The organism is Pseudomonas sp. LF020 (assembly GCF_053456425.1).
On sequence record NZ_JBRFIX010000010.1, the window covers coordinates 63,233 to 81,560 of the forward strand.

Sequence of the window (18,328 nt, forward strand, 5' to 3'; positions counted from 1 at the left end):
TCATGGCCCTTTCACACCACGAACTCTCTGTGGAAAACGCCGTCATACCCTTCAGTTTGAGCCTGCCGCCGAGTGAATCGTCGGTGTGTCCCGCCACTTTCGAGATGGAGCATTTGTGCAGATGAGCACCCCCGCCAAGATCGCCCCGAAGCTTCCCGACAGCATCTTCCGCGCCTATGACATTCGCGGCACCGTGCCGGAATTCCTCAATGCCGAAACCGCCTACTGGATCGGCCGCGCCATTGGCTCGCAGAGCCTGGTTCAAGGCGAGCCGAACGTTTCCGTCGGTCGCGACGGTCGCCTGTCCGGCCCGGAGCTGGTTGCAGAACTGATCCGCGGTATTGCCGAGAGCGGCTGCCACGTCAGTGACGTCGGCCTGGTCCCGACGCCTGCGCTGTATTACGCGGCCAATGTGCTGACCGGCAAGTCGGGGGTGATGCTCACCGGCAGCCATAACCCGTCGAATTACAACGGTTTCAAGATCGTGATCGCCGGCGACACCCTGGCCAACGAGCAGATCCAGGTGCTGCACGAGCGCATCAAGACCAATGACCTGACCAGCGGTCAGGGCAGCGTGACCCAGGTCGAAATCCTTGACCGCTACACCACCGAAATCGTCAAGGACGTCAAACTGGCCCGACGCCTGAAAGTCGTGGTCGACTGCGGCAACGGCGCGGCCGGCGTAATCGCTCCGCAACTGATCGAAGCGCTGAACTGCGAAGTCATCCCGCTGTTCTGCGAAGTCGACGGCAACTTCCCCAACCATCACCCGGATCCGGGCAAGCCCGAGAACCTCGTCGACCTGATCGCCAAGGTCAAGGAAACCAACGCCGACATCGGTCTGGCCTTCGACGGTGATGGCGACCGCGTCGGCGTAGTGACCAACACGGGGAGCATCGTCTACCCCGACCGTCTGCTGATGCTGTTCGCCCGCGACGTGGTGGCGCGCAACCCGGACGCGGAAATCATCTTCGACGTCAAATGCACCCGCCGCCTGGTGCCACTGATCAAGGAGTACGGTGGTCGTCCGCTAATGTGGAAGACTGGCCATTCGTTGATCAAAAAGAAAATGAAACAATCCGGTGCTCTATTGGCCGGTGAAATGAGCGGGCACATCTTCTTCAAGGAGCGCTGGTTCGGTTTCGACGACGGTATTTACAGCGCCGCACGGTTGCTGGAGATCCTCAGCAAGGAAAAATCCACCGCCGAAGAGCTGTTTGCGACCTTCCCGAACGATATTTCTACGCCGGAAATCAATATCCATGTGACCGAAGAGAGCAAATTCAGCATCATTGATGCACTGCACGACGCACAGTGGGGCCCAGGCGCCGACCTGACCACCATCGACGGCGTGCGAGTCGATTACGCCAAAGGCTGGGGCCTGGTGCGCGCCTCCAACACCACACCGGTGCTGGTGCTGCGTTTCGAGGCCGATGACGAGGCAGAACTTGCGCGTATCAAGGCTGTGTTCCACGCCCAGCTGAAACGCGTCGCACCTGATCTCCAACTACCGTTCTGATTCACCCGGAGCCCTGAATGACCCTCGAACGCGAAGCCGCCGCCCACACCGCCCAGGTCCTGTCCGAAGCGTTGCCTTACATCCGACGTTATGTCGGCAAGACCCTGGTGATCAAATACGGCGGCAACGCGATGGAAAGCGAGGAGCTGAAAACCGGCTTCGCCCGCGACATCGTCTTGATGAAGGCCGTGGGCATCAACCCGGTGGTGGTTCACGGCGGTGGCCCGCAGATCGGTGATCTGCTCAAGCGCCTGTCGATCGAAAGCCACTTCGTCGATGGCATGCGCGTCACCGACGCCGCGACCATGGACGTGGTGGAAATGGTCCTCGGTGGTCAGGTCAACAAAAGCATCGTCAACCTGATCAACCGTCACGGCGGCAGCGCCATCGGCCTGACCGGTAAAGACGCCGGGCTGATTCGTGCGAAGAAACTGACCGTCACCCGTCAGACCCCGGAGATGACCCAGCCGGAAATCATCGACATCGGTCAAGTCGGCGAAGTGGTCGGGATCAACACTGAACTGCTGAACCTGCTGGTCAAAGGCAACTTCATCCCGGTGATCGCACCGATCGGCGTCGGTGAGAACGGCGAGTCGTACAACATCAACGCCGACCTGGTGGCCGGCAAGGTCGCCGAAGCGCTGAAAGCCGAGAAGCTGATGCTGCTGACCAACATCGCCGGCCTGATGGACAAGTCCGGCACCGTGTTGACCGGCCTGAGCACCCAGCAGGTCGACGACTTGATCGCCGACGGCACCATCTACGGCGGCATGCTGCCAAAGATCCGCTGCGCACTGGAAGCGGTTCAGGGCGGCGTTGGCAGCTCGCTGATCATCGATGGCCGCGTACCCAATGCGATCCTGCTGGAAATCTTCACCGACACCGGTGTGGGCACGCTGATCAGCAATCGCAAGCGTCACTGATAGCTGAAACGCAAAAGATCGCAGCCTGCGGCAGCTCCCTACAGAAATTTCACGCACACGAAATTTGCTTTTGTAGGAGCTGCCGCAGGCTGCGATCTTTTTTATGCGCGCAAGAAACGTCTGACTCCACTCAGCGAAACGTCCGACATCTCCTCAGAACAAATCGCCCTAGGATCTTCCCTGAACCCACAGGAGATCTTCCCCATGCAAAAAGACCGCGTACCGTACGGCAGCGATGTTTCCGCAGGCACCTATGAATGTGCAGACTGCGGACGCGAGTATTCCAATCAGTCGAAAACTTCACTGCCGCCCTGCCCTGACTACCAACCCAGCACCCACGTGCTCAATGGCTGGAACATCCTGGCGGGCCAGGGCGACGCTGCTGCCGATCCGTATCCGGGCCAATCTTCCAAATAAACAAGGGAGACGAGCCATGCAGATATCTTTCAATATCGACGCGGACGCTTTCGAGCAGGAACAAAAGGAACCGGTCAAAAAGACCCTGCGTATCGGCGACGCGGAAATTGCCAACGCTCTTCAGCGCATCGCCAAGGCCAGTCTGACCGAATACCTGAAAATGCTGGTCGAGGGCGGAATGCCCAGCCGGGCCGATGAGGCCAAGCAGGATCGCCTGCTGTACCTGATTCAAAGCTACTTCGGACAGACTCTACCGACGGAATCGCAAATCTCGACGATCTTTCAGCTGACTCAAAGTCAAAGCAAGACCCTGCTGAAAAACACCGTGTCGCGCTTTCGCAATCAGCTCGATGACATCCTGCAGCACAGCATGCGGGCGGTCGTGGCGTCTGCGGAGCACGCGAAAGATGTCTATCTGGTGGTCATCAGTTCGGACGTGATTCGCGATGAGCTGAACATGCTCATCACGCAAAACGAACCAACGTTCAAACCTATCATCAAGCGCAAAGGCAGCGCCGGACAGTTTGAGATCAGCGAGGACTCTCACGATTTGTTGTGCGCAACGCTGGGGCTCAATGCCGTTCAGTGACATCGTCGCGGTCAGCGGCTTGCTGCTGACCCTGACCACTTTTCTGTTCAACCTGGCTTGGCCGAAGCTCAGTGAAGCGTTGGCACTGGATGAATATCAATCCGGCCCACAGAACCGCAGGCGCAGTCGAGAGAAAGTATGGAAGGCGTTTTATTCGCGAGCGCTGCCGCTGACGTGCGCGTTTACGGTGCTGTTTTACGTCAACTTGCCGGCTGCGGTGCGGATAATTCGCAGCAGCACGCTGGATCTGTGGGATTTTGATGTTGATCGCACGTTGTATGTGATGGTGGTGCTGGCGTTGCTGGCGTTTGCGCTGATCAACGTAGAGTTGACCCTTAAACTGCTGAAAAAATGGCGAAAGCTGCGTTAAACCTCAAACAAAAGACCCCGTTCAGCCTGACTGAACGGGGTCTTCCACTGTGAATCACTTGTGGCGAGGGAGCTTGCTCCCGCTGGGCTGCGAAGCGGCCCCAAAATATTTTGAGCGCTGCGCACTCAAGCGGGAGCAAGCTCCCTCGCCACAAAAGCGCCTAGGCCATCAGACGCCGAACTGCGCGCGGTACGCTTCCACGGCTGGCAGATGCTGCTTGAGCTGCGGATCGTCGGCGAGGAATTCCAGCACCTGGTTCAGCGAAACAATGCTGATCACCGGAATACCGAAGTCACGCTCAACTTCCTGGATTGCCGACAACTCGCCGTTGCCACGCTCCTGACGGTTCAGGGCGATCAGCACGCCGGCGGCCTTGGCGCCGTCCTGCGAGGCGATGATCTGCATCACTTCGCGGATCGCGGTGCCGGCGGTGATCACGTCGTCGATGATCAGCACGTCACCGGTCAGCGGTGCGCCGACCAGGCTGCCGCCTTCGCCGTGAGCCTTGGCTTCCTTGCGGTTGAAGCACCACGGCAGGTCGCGGTCGTGATGCTCGGCCAGCGCGACAGCGGTGGTCGCTGCCAGCGGGATGCCTTTGTAGGCCGGGCCAAACAGCACGTCGAACGGAATGCCGCTTTCGGCAATGGCTGCCGCGTAGAAACGCCCCAGCTGCGCCAGGGCCGAACCCGAGTTGAACAGGCCGGCATTGAAGAAGTAAGGACTGGTGCGCCCGGACTTCAGGGTGAACTCACCGAAGCGCAAAACGCCGCGATCGATGGCAAAACGAATGAAATCGCGCTGATACGCTTGCATGAAAAAAACCCCAAATACCACGGATTTAGCTAATTAGCTTGACGCCGTGTATCATACACGCACGCGATTTTTGGGGCCATTTATGCGGATCATCAGTGTGAACGTCAATGGTATTCAGGCTGCAGTCGAGCGTGGTTTGCTCAGTTGGCTGCAAGCACAGAATGCCGACGTCATCTGCCTGCAGGACACCCGTGCCTCCGCCTTTGAACTGGATGACCCAGCCTTCCAACTGGATGGCTACTTCCTTTATGCCTGCGATGCTGAAGTCCCTGCCCAAGGCGGCGTGGCTTTGTATTCGCGGTTGCAACCGAAGGCTGTCATCAGCGGTCTCGGTTTCGAGACGGCCGACCGCTACGGGCGCTACCTGCAAGCAGATTTCGACAAAGTCAGTATTGCCACCTTGCTGCTCCCTTCGGGGATGAACGGCGATGAGGACTTGAACCAGAAGTTCAAGCTCATGGACGACTTCGGCAAGTACCTGGACAAGCAGCGGCGTAAACGTCGCGAGTACATTTATTGTGGCTCGCTGTACGTGGCGCAGCAGAAGCTCGACATCAAGAACTGGCGCGACAGCCAGCAATCCCCGGGCTTCCTGGCGCCAGAACGCGCCTGGATGGACGAGATTGTCGGCAACATGGGCTATGTCGATGCCCTGCGCGAAGTCAGCCGCGAAGGCGACCAGTACAGCTGGTGGCCGGACAACGAACAGGCCGAGATGCTGAATCTGGGCTGGCGCTTCGACTACCAGTTGCTGACCCCGGGCCTGCGCCGTTTCGTACGCAGCGCACGCCTGCCGCGGCAGCCACGCTTCTCGCAGCACGCGCCGCTGATCGTCGACTACGACTGGACGCTGACCATCTAAGCGTCGATTCGTCGTTAAAAAATGCCCGTATCGCGAGATACGGGCATTTTTTATACCGCGTCTGAAGCAGTCCAGACCTCAGACGGCGACAAAAAACGGCAAGGCCAGGTAGAGCTTGATGACGATCACGTTGATGATGTCGATGAAGAATGCACCGACCATCGGCACCACCAGAAACGCAATCTGCGAAGGGCCGAAACGCTGCGTCACCGCCTGCATGTTGGCAATGGCCGTTGGCGTTGCGCCCAGGCCAAAACCGCAATGCCCCGCCGCCAGAACCGCCGCGTCGTAGTTACTGCCCATCACTCTGAATGTCACAAAAATCGCAAACAGCGCCATGACCAACGTTTGCGCAGCCAGGATGATGAATATCGGCAGTGCCAACGCTGCCAGATCCCAGAGTTTGAGAGACATCAAGGCAATTGCCAGAAACAGCGACAGGCTGACATTACCCAGCACCGACACTTCCCGCTCGAATACCTGATACAGGCCCAGCGCCGACAGCCCATTACGCAGCACCACTCCCACGAACAAAACGCAGACAAACGTCGGCAACTCGAATGCGGTTCCGTGCAGAAAACCATTCAGCAGATTGCCAGCCAATAAACTCACCGCAATCAATGCCAGTGTCTCGATAAACGAAAAGGGCGTGATCGAACGCTCCTTGTTCGGCTGCTCGAAACCCTTTGGCATCCGTGGCGTTTGTTGAGGCTGGCAACCGGGCACCGCAACGCGCTTGATGAGCAGGCGAGCCACCGGCCCACCAATCAAACCGCCCAGGACCAGGCCGAAGGTTGCCGAGGCGATTGCAAGCTCGGAGGCCGAAGCAAGACCGTACTTTTCACTGAATACCGTGCCCCACGCCGCCCCCGTACCGTGACCGCCCGCAAGCGTGATCGAACCCGTCAGGAGCCCCATCAACGGATCAAGACCCAACGTTTTGGCAAGGCCAATGCCCAAAGCGTTCTGAACCACCAGAAGCCCGGTAACCGCCAGTAGAAATATGCCGACTACGCGACCACCTTTTTTCAGGCTGGCAAAGTCTGCGCTCAAACCGATTGTGGCAAAGAACGCCAACATCAACGGCGTCTGCAGTGAAGTATCAAATCTGATTTCCATATCAAAAGTTCGCAACATCAATAAACCCAGCGCAACCACCAGTCCACCGGCGACGGGTTCAGGGATATTGTAATTACGCAGAAAACCGACTCGTGCAATAAGTCCGCGCCCCAGTAAAAGCACTAGAGAGGCGGCCACGAGCGTTCCATAAAAATCGAGCTGGATCATTGGGGTTATTCTTGGCTATATATTCATCAGGCGCACTTTTTACCCGCGCACGCCCATTGAATCGGCTGATTGTCTCAACACTGATTGATTTGGAATTCAATAGCCTTCGATGGCTTGAATATATCGAGATATTTCTGAAGTAACGTTATGCGGAGTAACCTTAACAATCGCCAAGTCCTATTGCCAAGGACTGAGATCGCGTTAAAGCATTGCAGTTGTGACTAAAAGTGTAGGCGTTAAATATATAAAAAATATCCACTACCGCTTGTCGCAGATAGAACTGTTCCTACACGAAAGAGTAATTATTCGAGTTGCAGAAACACAAATGCCCTGACAAGTCAGGGCATTTGTATTAAAACTTTGCGAGTCACCAGGGTCTAGCATTGATCGTTATTTGATCAGTCGCCAAGTGAATGGATAACGGTAGGGAAAGCCTTCGTTCGCCTTCACCCCGGCGATGATCGTCAGCACCAATGCACCGATGGCCAGCAGGCCCAGCAAGAAGAAGCCGATGATCAACACCATCAGCAGCAGACAGATCGCGGCAGCAATCGCCACGGTGATCTGAAAATTCAGCGCTTCTTTACCCTGAGCGTCGATGAATGGATCGGTCTCGCGCTTCATCTGCCACAGGATCAGCGGCCCGATCAAATTACCGAACGGAATCCAGATCCCCAGCAAGGCGGACAAGTGACAAAACATCGCCCATTGACGAACCTCCTGGCTCGGCTTGGGCAGCAACTCTTGCTCATCACTCATCGCGTCCTCCTTGCGGGTTACGAACCTGCTCAGTCGGCCAGTGCAGCCTTTTGCAGTTCGAAGATTTCGTTCATGCCTTTCTTCGCCAGTTCCAGCATGGCGTTCAGATCTTCAGGCTGGAACGGCGCGCCTTCGGCGGTGCCCTGGACTTCGATGAAGCCACCGGTGCTGGTCATCACCACGTTGAGGTCAGTCTCGGCGGCGGAATCTTCAAGATAGTCCAGATCCAGCACCGGCTCACCCTGATACATGCCGACCGACACCGCGCCGATCATTTGCTTGAGCGGGTCGCCGCCTTTCAGGCCGCCGCGCTTCTTGATCACTTTCAGTGCATCGACCAGGGCAACCATCGCGCCGGTGATGGAGGCGGTGCGGGTGCCGCCGTCAGCCTGGATCACGTCGCAGTCGACGTACAGGGTGACGTCGCCCAGCTTGGACATGTCCAGCGCAGCGCGCAGCGAACGGCCGATCAGGCGCTGGATTTCCAGGGTGCGACCGCCCTGCTTGCCACGGCTCGCTTCACGCTGGTTACGCTCGCCGGTAGCGCGCGGCAGCATGCCGTATTCGGCGGTCAACCAACCCTGACCTTGCCCTTTCAGGAAGCGCGGCACGCCGTTTTCGACGCTGACAGTGCAGATGACTTTGGTATCACCGAATTCGACCAGTACGGATCCCTCGGCGTGTTTGGTGTAGTTGCGGGTAATGCGGATCGAGCGGAGCTGATCGGCAGCGCGACCACTTGGACGTTTCATAGGGAATACCTGTACTGGGGACGGAAAACTGCCGAGCATTATAGAGCGCTGCACCGTGCCTGGGCACGGGTTAAAAATTCCGGCCGTCGACACAACGCCCTGAAACGCGCATAACCGACGGCCTGCAGCCCTTTGTCACACCGTGTGTTTGGGCGCATCCGCCGCACTGCGCTACAATCCTGCGCCTTTGCTGCCAGTCGGCTTAAATTCATTGATATCGAGCCTGCGGAACATCCCTTCTGCGCCGATCTGCATTGCGAGGTCACCGCCATGGTGCACAGCATGACCGCCTTCGCCCGCGTCGAAAAAGCCGGCGTCCAGGGCACCCTGAGCTGGGAGCTGCGCTCGGTCAACAGCCGCTATCTGGAACCGCACCTGCGCCTGCCGGAGTCGTTCCGCGACCTCGAAGGCGCCGTGCGTGAGGCCCTGCGCCAAGGCCTGTCACGGGGCAAACTGGAATGCACCCTGCGTTTCACTGAAGAAAGCACCGGCAAGCCGTTGCAGGTTGATCGCGAGCGCGCCGCGCAACTGGTCGCCGCCGCCGAAACCGTTGCCGGCCTGATCAACAACCCGGCAGCACTCAACCCGCTGGAAGTGCTGGCCTGGCCCGGCGTACTGGTGGCCGATGCCACTGACCCACAGGCGCTGAACGCCGAGGCGCTGACACTGTTCAATCAAGGTCTCAAGGAACTCAAGGCCGGCCGCGAGCGCGAAGGCGCGGAGCTGGCACGCCTGATCAACGAGCGCCTGACCTCCATTGAAGAGGACGTCGTGACCCTGCGTGAACTGGTGCCGCAGATGCTCGCGACCCAGCGTCAGAAAGTCCTCGACCGCTTCAACGACATGAAGGCCGAACTGGATCCGCAGCGCCTGGAACAGGAAATGGTCATCCTCGCGCAAAAGAGCGATGTGGCCGAAGAACTGGATCGCCTGAGCACCCACATCATCGAAGTGCGCCGGGTGCTCAAGTCCGGCGGTGCCGCCGGTCGGCGCCTGGACTTCCTGATGCAGGAGCTCAACCGCGAAGCCAACACACTGGGCTCCAAGGCCTTCGACCCGCGCAGCACCCAGGCCGCCGTCAACCTCAAGGTGTTGATCGAGCAGATGCGCGAACAAGTGCAGAATATTGAGTAAGGCAACAGACATGACCCACAGCACCGGCACCCTGTACATCATTTCCGCGCCATCGGGCGCAGGCAAGAGCAGCCTGGTCAAGGCTTTGACCGATGCCAATCCGGAGATCCGCGTCTCGATCTCCCACACCACCCGCGCCATGCGTCCGGGTGAAGTGGACGGCGTGAACTATCACTTCGTGACCCGCGAAGAGTTCGTGAAGATGGGCGAGCACGGCGACTTCCTCGAACGCGCCGAAGTCTTCGGCAACTTCTACGGCACCTCGCAAAGCCGCCTGCAGCAGACGCTGGACGAAGGTCATGACCTGATTCTGGAAATCGACTGGCAAGGCGCCGAGCAAGTGCGCAAGCTGATGCCGCAGGCACGCTCGATCTTCATCCTGCCGCCGTCGTTGCAGGCCTTGCACCAGCGCCTGACCAACCGCGGCCAGGACAGTGACGAGATCATTGATGGCCGGATGCGCGAAGCCGTCAGCGAGATGAGCCACTATGTCGAATACGACTACCTGATCATCAACGACGATTTCGCCCATGCACTGGACGATCTGAAGGCGATTTTCCGCGCCAATCAGCTGCAACAGAAGCGTCAGCAGGTACGTTTCGGCAAATTACTGGCCGAACTGCTCGGTTAATCAACTCTTCCCAAAACCGCTGCAAGGGCTTTACATTGGTGCTTGCAGCGCGTTGAAGGGTCTGGTCAAAAAATCAGCGCTTCCCTAATCGCTGGTGATTTTTTAAACTGCTCAGTCCGCTCGCCCAACCGGGCAGCGCGCATATTGCATTCGCTCCGAGGAATACCATGGCCCGCGTAACCGTTGAAGACTGCCTAGAACACGTGGAAAACCGCTTTGAGCTGGTCATGCTCTCTACCAAGCGTGCCCGTCAACTGGCCACCGGCGGCAAAGAGCCACTGGTCCAGTGGGAAAACGACAAGCCGACCGTTGTCGCCCTGCGTGAAATCGCAGAAGGCCTGATGAGCTACGAGTTCATCGCCGAGCAGGAAATCGTCCACGAAGACCCGGTCTTCGCTGCGTTCGAGGACGAGTCCAACGAGGCCGTCTAAGCCTATGCCTGGTCGACGTAGCACGGCGCGGGAACACAGCCTACGGCAGGAGTCATCATGCCGAGCATAGACGCCCTCGCCGATCGCTTATCGACCTACCTCGGCAACGACCAGGTCAACCTGGTCCGCCGAGCGTATTTCTACGCCGAACAAGCCCATGACGGTCAGCGCCGTCGCAGCGGCGAGGCGTACGTCACGCATCCTCTTGCAGTGGCGAATATTCTTGCCGACATGCACATGGACCATCAGAGCCTGATGGCCGCGATGCTGCATGACGTGATCGAAGACACCGGTATCGCCAAAGAAGCGCTGCAAGCGCAGTTCGGTGAAACCGTGGCCGAACTGGTCGACGGGGTCAGCAAACTGACCCAGATGAACTTCGAGACCAAGGCCGAAGCCCAGGCCGAAAACTTCCAGAAGATGGCCATGGCCATGGCCCGCGACATTCGCGTGATCCTGGTCAAGCTTGCCGACCGTCTGCACAACATGCGCACGCTGGAAGTGCTGTCCGGGGAAAAACGCCGCCGGATCGCCAAGGAAACACTCGAAATCTACGCGCCCATCGCCAACCGGCTGGGCATGCACGCCATTCGTATCGAATTCGAAGACCTCGGTTTCAAGGCGATGCACCCGATGCGTTCCGCGCGGATCTACCAGGCGGTCAAGCGCGCCCGGGGCAACCGCAAGGAAATCGTCAACAAGATCGAAGAGTCCCTCGGCCATTGCCTCGCGATCGACGGCATCCAGGGCGAAGTCAGCGGTCGTCAGAAACACCTCTACGGCATCTACAAGAAAATGCGCGGCAAGCGTCGGGCCTTCAACGAGATCATGGACGTCTACGCGTTCCGGATCATCGTCGACAAGGTCGATACCTGCTACCGCGTGCTGGGTGCTGTACATAATTTGTACAAACCGTTGCCGGGGCGCTTCAAGGATTACATCGCGATTCCCAAGGCCAACGGCTATCAGTCGCTGCACACCACGCTGTTCGGCATGCATGGCGTGCCGATCGAGATCCAGATCCGCACCCGCGAAATGGAAGAGATGGCCAATAACGGCATTGCCGCCCATTGGCTGTACAAATCCAGCGGGGACGAGCAGCCGAAAGGCACTCACGCCCGCGCCCGCCAGTGGGTCAAAGGCGTGCTGGAAATGCAGCAACGTGCCGGCAACTCGCTGGAATTCATCGAGAGCGTGAAGATCGACCTGTTCCCGGACGAGGTCTACGTGTTCACGCCCAAAGGCCGGATCATGGAGCTGCCCAAAGGCTCCACCGCGGTCGACTTTGCCTACGCGGTGCACACCGACGTCGGCAACAGCTGCATCGCCTGCCGGATCAACCGCCGACTCGCACCGCTGTCCGAACCGCTGCAAAGCGGCTCCACGGTCGAGATCGTCAGCGCCCCTGGCGCGCGGCCGAATCCGGCGTGGCTCAACTTCGTGGTCACCGGCAAGGCCCGTACGCACATCCGCCATGCGCTGAAACTGCAGCGCCGCTCCGAGTCCATCAGCCTTGGCGAACGCCTGCTGAACAAAGTACTCAACGGTTTCGACAGCTCGCTGGAGAAGATCCCGGCCGAGCGCGTCAAGGCGATGCTCAGCGAGTATCGCCTCGAACTGATTGAAGATTTGCTCGAAGACATTGGCCTGGGCAACCGCATGGCCTATGTCGTGGCGCGCCGTCTGCTCGGCGAAGGCGAACAGCTGCCGAGCCCGGAAGGGCCACTGGCGATTCGCGGCACCGAAGGTCTGGTCCTGAGCTATGCCAAGTGCTGCACACCGATCCCCGGCGACCCGATTGTCGGGCACCTGTCGGCGGGCAAAGGCATGGTCGTGCACCTGGACAACTGCCGCAACATCAGCGAAATCCGGCACAACCCGGAAAAATGCATCCAGCTCTCGTGGGCCAAGGATGTCACCGGCGAATTCAACGTCGAGCTGCGCGTCGAGCTGGAGCACCAGCGCGGCCTGATCGCGCTGCTGGCCAGCAGCGTCAACGCGGCCGACGGCAATATCGAGAAAATCAGCATGGACGAACGCGATGGCCGCATCAGCGTCGTCCAGCTGGTGGTCAGCGTCCACGACCGTGTGCACCTGGCCCGCGTGATCAAGAAACTGCGCGCCCTGACCGGGGTCATCCGCATCACCCGCATGCGTGCCTAATTCACACCTAACAAGGAGTCATACATGACCAAGACCGTTATCACCAGCGACAAGGCCCCAGCCGCCATCGGTACCTACTCCCAGGCGATCAAGGCCGGCAACACTGTCTACATGTCGGGTCAGATCCCTCTGGACCCAAAGACCATGGAACTGGTTGAAGGCTTCGAAGCCCAGACCGTCCAGGTGTTCGAGAACCTCAAAGCCGTAGCCGAAGCTGCCGGCGGTTCGTTCAAGGACATCGTCAAGCTGAACATCTTCCTCACCGACCTGAGCCACTTCGCCAAGGTCAACGAGATCATGGGCAAGTACTTCGATCAGCCGTACCCAGCGCGCGCCGCCATCGGCGTTGCTGCCCTGCCGAAGGGTTCGCAGGTCGAAATGGATGCCATCCTGGTCATCGAGTAATGCATACGGCGCAGCCTTCAAACGCTGCGCCGACTGCTCTGCGGTAAAGAAAAGGTTTTGAAAGGATTCCACCATGCGCAAAGCGCTTGCTCTCTCGCTGCTCGCCATTTTCCTCGGCGGCTGTGCCAGCGACCCCGCCGACCGTGACATCAGCGGCACCTGGATCAACCAGGTGGCGATCGATGCTGCGGCCAAGGGCGGCCCCCTGCGCGAAGCGCTTCAGGCCTATGGCCCGAACCTGGAGTGGGACGTCAACACCAAGGCCGGTCAGGCCCGCTACACCAACGGTTTCGAGAACGTCGAAGGACGGCTGCAGGGCGAACAGTCCGGCGCCTGGAAAGTCGACTTCTATGGCAGCTCCGGCAGTGAGCTGAAACGCGACGGCGGCCGGATGAAGCAAGCCGCCACCGAAAACGAACCCGACCAGTTGTTCGACCGCGCGCAAATCCCAGTGCCGGAAGGCGCACCGATTGGCGCCAGCTTCGAACGCGCACTGTATTCAGCCTATCTGGGCGGCAGCTGGAAAATTGCCAGCGGCGACGGCGAAGGCAACACCGTGCAATTCCAGGCCGATGGCCAGGTCTCCGGTCTGCCCGGCGCCGACCGCTATGCCCTGTGCCTGGCAGGCGACTGCGCCTCGATGAACAGCGACCACGACAGCATGTGGCTGCAGCTCAACGGCCAGGGCAACAACTGGATCTTCGCCCGCAAAGGCAAGGCGCTGGAGATTTTCCAGGCAGTGAACAGCGCACTGGCGGATGAAATGCCGCAGTTCACCCCGGGTGAGCGCAAGTGGTTGCTTGAGAAGCAGTAACCGCGCCTGAGAACAATATATAACCCTGTGGGAGCGGGCTTGCCCGCGATGAGGCCATCAGACTCAACACCTTAGTTGACTGCCAAGCCGCCATCGCGGGCAAGCCCGCTCCCACAGTGGTTTGTGGCGTTAGAAGGTCAGCACTTGCCTTCAAGAATCGCCGCATAACCTTCGCGATAACTCGGATAAGTCGGCGTCCAGCCCAGCGCCTTCGCCCGGGCATTGCTGCAGCGCTTGCTGCCGGTGCGGCGTACGCTGGCGTCTTCCGCCCACTCGGTAACGCCCAGATAGTCCCGCAGCCACGCGACCACCTCGGCAAGCGGTGCCGGCGCGTCATCCACACCGATATAGATATCCTGCAATGGCTCGCCGCGATGAGCCGCCTGCAGCAGAATCGCCATCAGCCCTGCTGCGTCATCAGCGTGAATGCGATTGCCGTACAGCGGCGGCTCGACCGCCACCCGATAACCGCGACGCACTTGAGTCAGCAGCCACTCACGTCCCGGGCCGTAGATACCGGTCAGGCGCACAATGCTCGCCGGGATGCCGCTGTTCAGCGCCACTTGCTCGGCCTCAAGCATCACCCGGCCGGAGTATCCGCTAGCCACGGTTTCTGATTGCTCGTCGACCCATTCCCCTTCCTGCTGCCCGTACACACTGCTGCTGGAAACGAACAGCAGCCGCTCAGGGGCCTGCCCAAAGTCATCCAGCCAGCTCAGCACATTCTGCAAACCCTGCACGTAGGCGGCGCGATAACCGGCTTCATCGTGATCGGTGGCCGCCGCGCAATACACCAGGTAATCCACCGCTCCGAACGGCCAGTTTTCCGGGCAATCTTCCTTGAACAGGTCACCGGCGACGCCGATGACGCCATCCGGCAAGCGCGAAACATCACGGCGCAGACCATGCACCTCCCAGCCGGCGGCCAACAATTGCGTAGCCAGACGACTGCCGACATCACCACAACCGGCAATCAAAACAGAAGGCGCGGACATCAAAAAACTCCCAGACGAAAGGAACAGACTAGCCCTCACAAAGGACGAACGGCTAGCAATGAAGGAAAAAAAGAAACTCTATTACTTTTGTTAACAAGAATTACTTGCAATAATGCACCCCACTTTTGTTCTCGGCCTCACGAGGCCTGGAAGAGCATCAACCGTTTTTTACTTCAGGTCCGGCCAGCATGACACGTAATCAAATCCCCGCTTCGCCAACCAAACGACCTCGCGCCTTCAGCGCGGTGGCGGCCCTGCTGCTCAGCCTGATGCTGGCGCCGACCGCCGCCTTCGCTGATGCCCAGGCGCCAGCCGCCCCGGCTGCCACCGAACAGCACGCCCCCGCCGCCGCTGCGCCAGCCGCCACCGACCCGGTGCAGGCTGTAGACGCCAGCCCGGCCGACGCCCCTGAAGTGCTCGAACCCGACAACACCCTGGGCATGGCCCACGACCTGTCGCCATGGGGCATGTACCAAAACGCCGACATCATCGTGAAAATCGTGATGATCGGTCTGGCCATCGCCTCCATCATCACCTGGACCATCTGGATCGCCAAAGGCTTTGAGCTGATGGGCGCCAAGCGTCGTCTGCGGGGCGAAATCGCCGCCCTGAAAAAAGCTGCAACGCTCAAGGAAGCCAGCGCCACTGCGGCGAAGGAAGGCACCCTCGCCAACCTGCTGGTCCACGATGCACTTGAAGAAATGCGCCTGTCGGTCAACAGCCGTGAAAAAGAAGGCATCAAGGAGCGCGTCAGCTTCCGCCTCGAGCGCCTGGTGGCTGCTTGCGGTCGCAACATGAGCAGCGGCACCGGCGTCCTCGCCACCATTGGTTCCACAGCACCGTTCGTCGGCCTGTTCGGTACCGTATGGGGCATCATGAACAGCTTCATCGGCATCGCCAAGACCCAGACCACCAACCTTGCCGTCGTGGCGCCGGGCATCGCCGAAGCCTTGCTCGCGACCGCGCTGGGTCTGGTTGCCGCAATTCCTGCGGTAGTCATCTACAACGTGTTCGCCCGCTCCATCGCCGGCTACAAGGCGCAGGTGTCCGACGCTTCGGCGCAGGTCCTGTTGCTGGTCAGCCGCGATCTCGACCACCAGCCTGAGCGCAGCTCGCAGCCGCACATGGTCAAAGTGGGGTAATCGGCCATGGGCCTGCATTTGAAAGAAGGCGCAGACGACGATCTGGCCGAGAACCACGAAATCAACGTCACGCCGTTCATCGACGTGATGCTGGTGCTGTTGATCATCTTCATGGTGGCCGCGCCGCTGGCGACCGTGGACATCAAAGTCGACCTGCCGGCCTCGACCGCCAAACCGGCGCCGCGCCCTGAGAAACCGGTGTTCCTTAGCGTAAAAGCCGATCAGCGCCTGTACATCGGCGACGACGAAGTCAACGCCGATACCCTTGGCGCCGTGCTCGACACCAAGACCCAGGGCAAGAAAGACACCACCATCTTCTTCCAGGCCGACAAGGGTGTGGACTACGGCGACCTGATGAGCGTGATGGATAAACTGCGCTCGGCCGGTTACCTGAAGGTCGGTCTGGTGGGCCTTGAGAGCGCAGCCAAGAAATGATCACGACGCGCCATAAGCTGACGCGTTACAGCGGTAGCCTGGCCGTGGTGCTGGGCGTTCACGCGCTGGCCATCGCGCTGGCGCTGAACTGGACCGCCCGCCCGCCCATCGAACTGCCGCCGCAGGCAATGATGGTCGAGCTGGCACCGGTTCCGGCCCCGCCACCGCCTGCTCCGCCGAAAGTCGTCACACCGCCGCAGCCACCGGCTCCGGTTGAAGAGCTGCCGATTCCGAAACTGGCTGAAGCACCCAAGGCCGAGATCGCCGTACCGAAGCCCAAACCCAAGCCAAAGCCGAAACCGCAGCCGCCTAAACCGGTAGAGAAGCCAGAACCGCCGAAGGAAAAACCTTCCGAGGAGAAACCGGCCGACACGCAACCGACCCAGGCACCGACGGAGAAATCCGCCCAGCCGGCACCAGGCCCGTCGCCAGCGCAAATGGCTGCCAAGGCCAGTTGGCAAGGCACCCTGCTCGCGCACTTGGCCAAGTACAAGAAGTACCCGGCCAGCGCTCAGGCACGAGGCAAGGAAGGCTTGAACCGTCTGCGCTTCGTGGTTGATGCCGAAGGCAATGTACTGTCGTTCGAACTGGTGGGCCGCTCCGGCAACGCCGATCTGGACCGGGCCACCCTGGAAATGATCCGCCGCGCGCAACCGCTGCCCAAGCCACCGGCGGACATGTTGACCAACGGCTCGATCGAAATTGTTGCGCCGTTTGTGTACTCCCTCGAACGTCGTCGCTAAGTAGCAAGATCAAAAGATCGCAGCCTTCGGAAGCTCCTACAGGTATCCACATTCCCCTGTAGGAGCTGCCGAAGGCTGCGATCTTTTGTTTTCAGCTCATCCACAAACGGCAAACCCACATTGCCCGGTGTCGCATTCCTCACTCAGTCTGATAACGTGCGTCTATCGATTGCAGCCGTTATGCTTGGCCCGCAACTTCATGGACGCTTGCTATGACCCTCACAGAATTACGCTACATCGTTACCCTCGCCCAAGAGCAGCACTTCGGCCACGCCGCCGAGCGTTGCCACGTCAGCCAGCCGACCCTGTCAGTGGGCGTGAAAAAACTTGAAGACGAACTCGGTGTGCTGATTTTCGAGCGCAGCAAAAGCGCCGTGCGCCTGACCCCGGTCGGTGAAGGCATTGTCGCCCAGGCACAGAAAGTCCTGGAACAGGCGCAAGGCATCCGTGAACTGGCCCAGGCCGGCAAGAACCAGCTGACTGCCCCGCTGAAAGTCGGCGCGATCTACACCGTCGGGCCGTACCTGTTCCCGCACCTGATTCCGCAACTGCACCGGGTCGCCCCGCAGATGCCGTTGTACATCGAAGAAAACTTCACCCACGTGCTGCGCGACAAACTGCGCAACGGCGAGCTCGACGCGATCATCATCGCCCTGCCGTTCAACGAAGCCGACGTGCTGACCCTGCCGCTGTACGACGAGCCGTTTTACGTGCTGATGCCGGCCCAGCACCCGTGGACGCAAAAAGAATCCATCGACCCGGGCCTGCTCAACGACAAGAGCCTGCTGCTGCTCGGCGAAGGCCACTGCTTCCGCGACCAGGTGCTCGAAGCCTGCCCGACCCTGACCAAGGGCAACGACGGCGCCAAGCACACCACGGTGGAATCCAGCTCGCTGGAAACCATCCGTCACATGGTCGCGTCCGGTCTGGGTATCTCGATCCTGCCGCTGTCGGCGGTGGACAGCCATCACTACGCCCCGGGCGTGATCGAAGTACGGCCGCTGTCGGCGCCGGTCCCATTCCGCACCGTGGCGATTGCCTGGCGCGCCAGCTTCCCGCGGCCGAAAGCCATCGAGATCCTCGCCGACTCCGTTCGCCTGTGTTCGGTGGCAAAGCCCGCCGCGCCGGTTACGGCCGGTTAAGC

At 59.8% G+C, this 18,328-nt stretch carries 20 protein-coding genes and 1 pseudogene; 16 read left to right on the plus strand and 5 right to left on the minus strand.

The window, feature by feature from the left end:
* Positions 1–142: 142 nt before the first annotated feature.
* The 5 genes and pseudogenes from ACU680_RS22310 to ACU680_RS22330 form a co-directional block, all read left to right on the plus strand.
* A pseudogene (locus ACU680_RS22310) lies at positions 143–1,519 on the plus strand (phosphomannomutase/phosphoglucomutase); the annotation flags it as partial.
* Between the two features lie 17 nt (positions 1,520–1,536).
* Positions 1,537–2,442, plus strand: a complete 906-nt coding sequence (gene argB, locus ACU680_RS22315) for an acetylglutamate kinase (RefSeq protein ID WP_007962366.1) — start codon at positions 1,537–1,539, stop codon at positions 2,440–2,442.
* 204 nt (positions 2,443–2,646) lie between these two features.
* The gene (locus ACU680_RS22320; RefSeq protein WP_367082056.1) at positions 2,647–2,859 is read left to right on the plus strand and encodes a hypothetical protein; all 213 of its coding nucleotides are present in this window, start codon (positions 2,647–2,649) and stop codon (positions 2,857–2,859) included.
* The gene (locus ACU680_RS22325; protein ID WP_367082057.1) at positions 2,789–3,448 is read left to right on the plus strand and encodes a hypothetical protein; all 660 of its coding nucleotides are present in this window, start codon (positions 2,789–2,791) and stop codon (positions 3,446–3,448) included. The genes ACU680_RS22320 and ACU680_RS22325 overlap by 71 nt, the downstream gene beginning before the upstream one ends.
* On the plus strand, positions 3,435–3,818 hold the full coding sequence (locus ACU680_RS22330) for a hypothetical protein (RefSeq protein WP_448180539.1): 384 nt from the start codon (positions 3,435–3,437) through the stop codon (positions 3,816–3,818). Before ACU680_RS22325 ends, ACU680_RS22330 begins: the two co-directional genes overlap by 14 nt.
* Positions 3,819–3,986: 168 nt before the next feature.
* Here the strand turns inward: ACU680_RS22330 and pyrE are convergent, their stop codons facing one another.
* Positions 3,987–4,631 (minus strand): orotate phosphoribosyltransferase, encoded by a 645-nt coding sequence (gene pyrE / locus ACU680_RS22335; RefSeq protein ID WP_008078597.1) that lies wholly within the window; start codon positions 4,629–4,631, stop codon positions 3,987–3,989.
* An 82-nt stretch (positions 4,632–4,713) separates the two neighbouring features.
* Between pyrE and crc the strand changes: the two genes are divergently transcribed.
* Positions 4,714–5,493 (plus strand): catabolite repression control protein Crc, encoded by a 780-nt coding sequence (crc, locus tag ACU680_RS22340; protein WP_003229491.1) that lies wholly within the window; start codon positions 4,714–4,716, stop codon positions 5,491–5,493.
* 78 nt (positions 5,494–5,571) lie between these two features.
* Here crc and gltS read toward each other — a convergent pair whose 3' ends face one another.
* The 3 genes from gltS to rph form a co-directional block, all read right to left on the minus strand.
* Complete coding sequence (gene gltS, locus ACU680_RS22345) at positions 5,572–6,780, minus strand: sodium/glutamate symporter (RefSeq protein WP_448180540.1); 1,209 nt, start codon at positions 6,778–6,780, stop codon at positions 5,572–5,574.
* A gap of 390 nt (positions 6,781–7,170) precedes the next feature.
* On the minus strand, positions 7,171–7,539 hold the full coding sequence (locus ACU680_RS22350) for a DUF4870 domain-containing protein (RefSeq protein ID WP_003229492.1): 369 nt from the start codon (positions 7,537–7,539) through the stop codon (positions 7,171–7,173).
* Positions 7,540–7,568: 29 nt separating this feature from the next.
* Complete coding sequence (gene rph, locus ACU680_RS22355) at positions 7,569–8,291, minus strand: ribonuclease PH (RefSeq protein ID WP_027610407.1); 723 nt, start codon at positions 8,289–8,291, stop codon at positions 7,569–7,571.
* A 270-nt stretch (positions 8,292–8,561) separates the two neighbouring features.
* On the opposite strand from rph, the gene ACU680_RS22360 reads away from it, so the two are divergent.
* The 6 genes from ACU680_RS22360 to ACU680_RS22385 all read left to right on the plus strand — a co-directional run bounded on the left by ACU680_RS22360 (position 8,562) and on the right by ACU680_RS22385 (position 13,869).
* Positions 8,562–9,425 carry a YicC/YloC family endoribonuclease gene (locus ACU680_RS22360; protein WP_448180541.1) on the plus strand — a complete coding sequence of 288 codons (864 nt, stop codon included), beginning with the start codon at positions 8,562–8,564 and terminating at the stop codon, positions 9,423–9,425.
* A gap of 10 nt (positions 9,426–9,435) precedes the next feature.
* On the plus strand, positions 9,436–10,056 hold the full coding sequence (gene gmk / locus ACU680_RS22365; protein ID WP_003229498.1) for a guanylate kinase: 621 nt from the start codon (positions 9,436–9,438) through the stop codon (positions 10,054–10,056).
* 167 nt (positions 10,057–10,223) lie between these two features.
* Positions 10,224–10,487 (plus strand): DNA-directed RNA polymerase subunit omega, encoded by a 264-nt coding sequence (gene rpoZ, locus ACU680_RS22370; RefSeq protein ID WP_003229503.1) that lies wholly within the window; start codon positions 10,224–10,226, stop codon positions 10,485–10,487.
* A gap of 57 nt (positions 10,488–10,544) precedes the next feature.
* Positions 10,545–12,650 (plus strand): bifunctional GTP diphosphokinase/guanosine-3',5'-bis pyrophosphate 3'-pyrophosphohydrolase, encoded by a 2,106-nt coding sequence (gene spoT, locus ACU680_RS22375; RefSeq protein WP_025112705.1) that lies wholly within the window; start codon positions 10,545–10,547, stop codon positions 12,648–12,650.
* A gap of 24 nt (positions 12,651–12,674) precedes the next feature.
* A complete protein-coding gene (locus ACU680_RS22380) occupies positions 12,675–13,055 on the plus strand; it encodes a RidA family protein (protein WP_003229509.1) in 381 nt (126 codons plus the stop codon).
* Between the two features lie 73 nt (positions 13,056–13,128).
* Positions 13,129–13,869, plus strand: a complete 741-nt coding sequence (locus ACU680_RS22385) for a putative periplasmic lipoprotein (RefSeq protein WP_007962358.1) — start codon at positions 13,129–13,131, stop codon at positions 13,867–13,869.
* Positions 13,870–14,006: 137 nt separating this feature from the next.
* Here ACU680_RS22385 and ACU680_RS22390 read toward each other — a convergent pair whose 3' ends face one another.
* Positions 14,007–14,864, minus strand: coding sequence for an SDR family oxidoreductase (locus ACU680_RS22390; RefSeq protein WP_448180542.1), 858 nt, complete (start codon positions 14,862–14,864; stop codon positions 14,007–14,009).
* A gap of 188 nt (positions 14,865–15,052) precedes the next feature.
* Between ACU680_RS22390 and exbB the strand changes: the two genes are divergently transcribed.
* The 4 genes from exbB to ACU680_RS22410 all read left to right on the plus strand — a co-directional run bounded on the left by exbB (position 15,053) and on the right by ACU680_RS22410 (position 18,326).
* Complete coding sequence (exbB, locus tag ACU680_RS22395) at positions 15,053–16,006, plus strand: tonB-system energizer ExbB (protein ID WP_448180543.1); 954 nt, start codon at positions 15,053–15,055, stop codon at positions 16,004–16,006.
* 6 nt (positions 16,007–16,012) lie between these two features.
* Positions 16,013–16,441, plus strand: a complete 429-nt coding sequence (gene exbD, locus ACU680_RS22400; protein WP_448180544.1) for a TonB system transport protein ExbD — start codon at positions 16,013–16,015, stop codon at positions 16,439–16,441.
* Positions 16,438–17,184 carry an energy transducer TonB family protein gene (locus tag ACU680_RS22405; protein WP_448180545.1) on the plus strand — a complete coding sequence of 249 codons (747 nt, stop codon included), beginning with the start codon at positions 16,438–16,440 and terminating at the stop codon, positions 17,182–17,184. The genes exbD and ACU680_RS22405 overlap by 4 nt, the downstream gene beginning before the upstream one ends.
* Before the next feature lie 212 nt (positions 17,185–17,396).
* Entirely contained in the window at positions 17,397–18,326 is a 930-nt protein-coding gene (locus tag ACU680_RS22410) for a hydrogen peroxide-inducible genes activator (protein WP_007962352.1), read from the plus strand.
* The last annotated feature ends 2 nt before the right edge of the window (positions 18,327–18,328 follow it).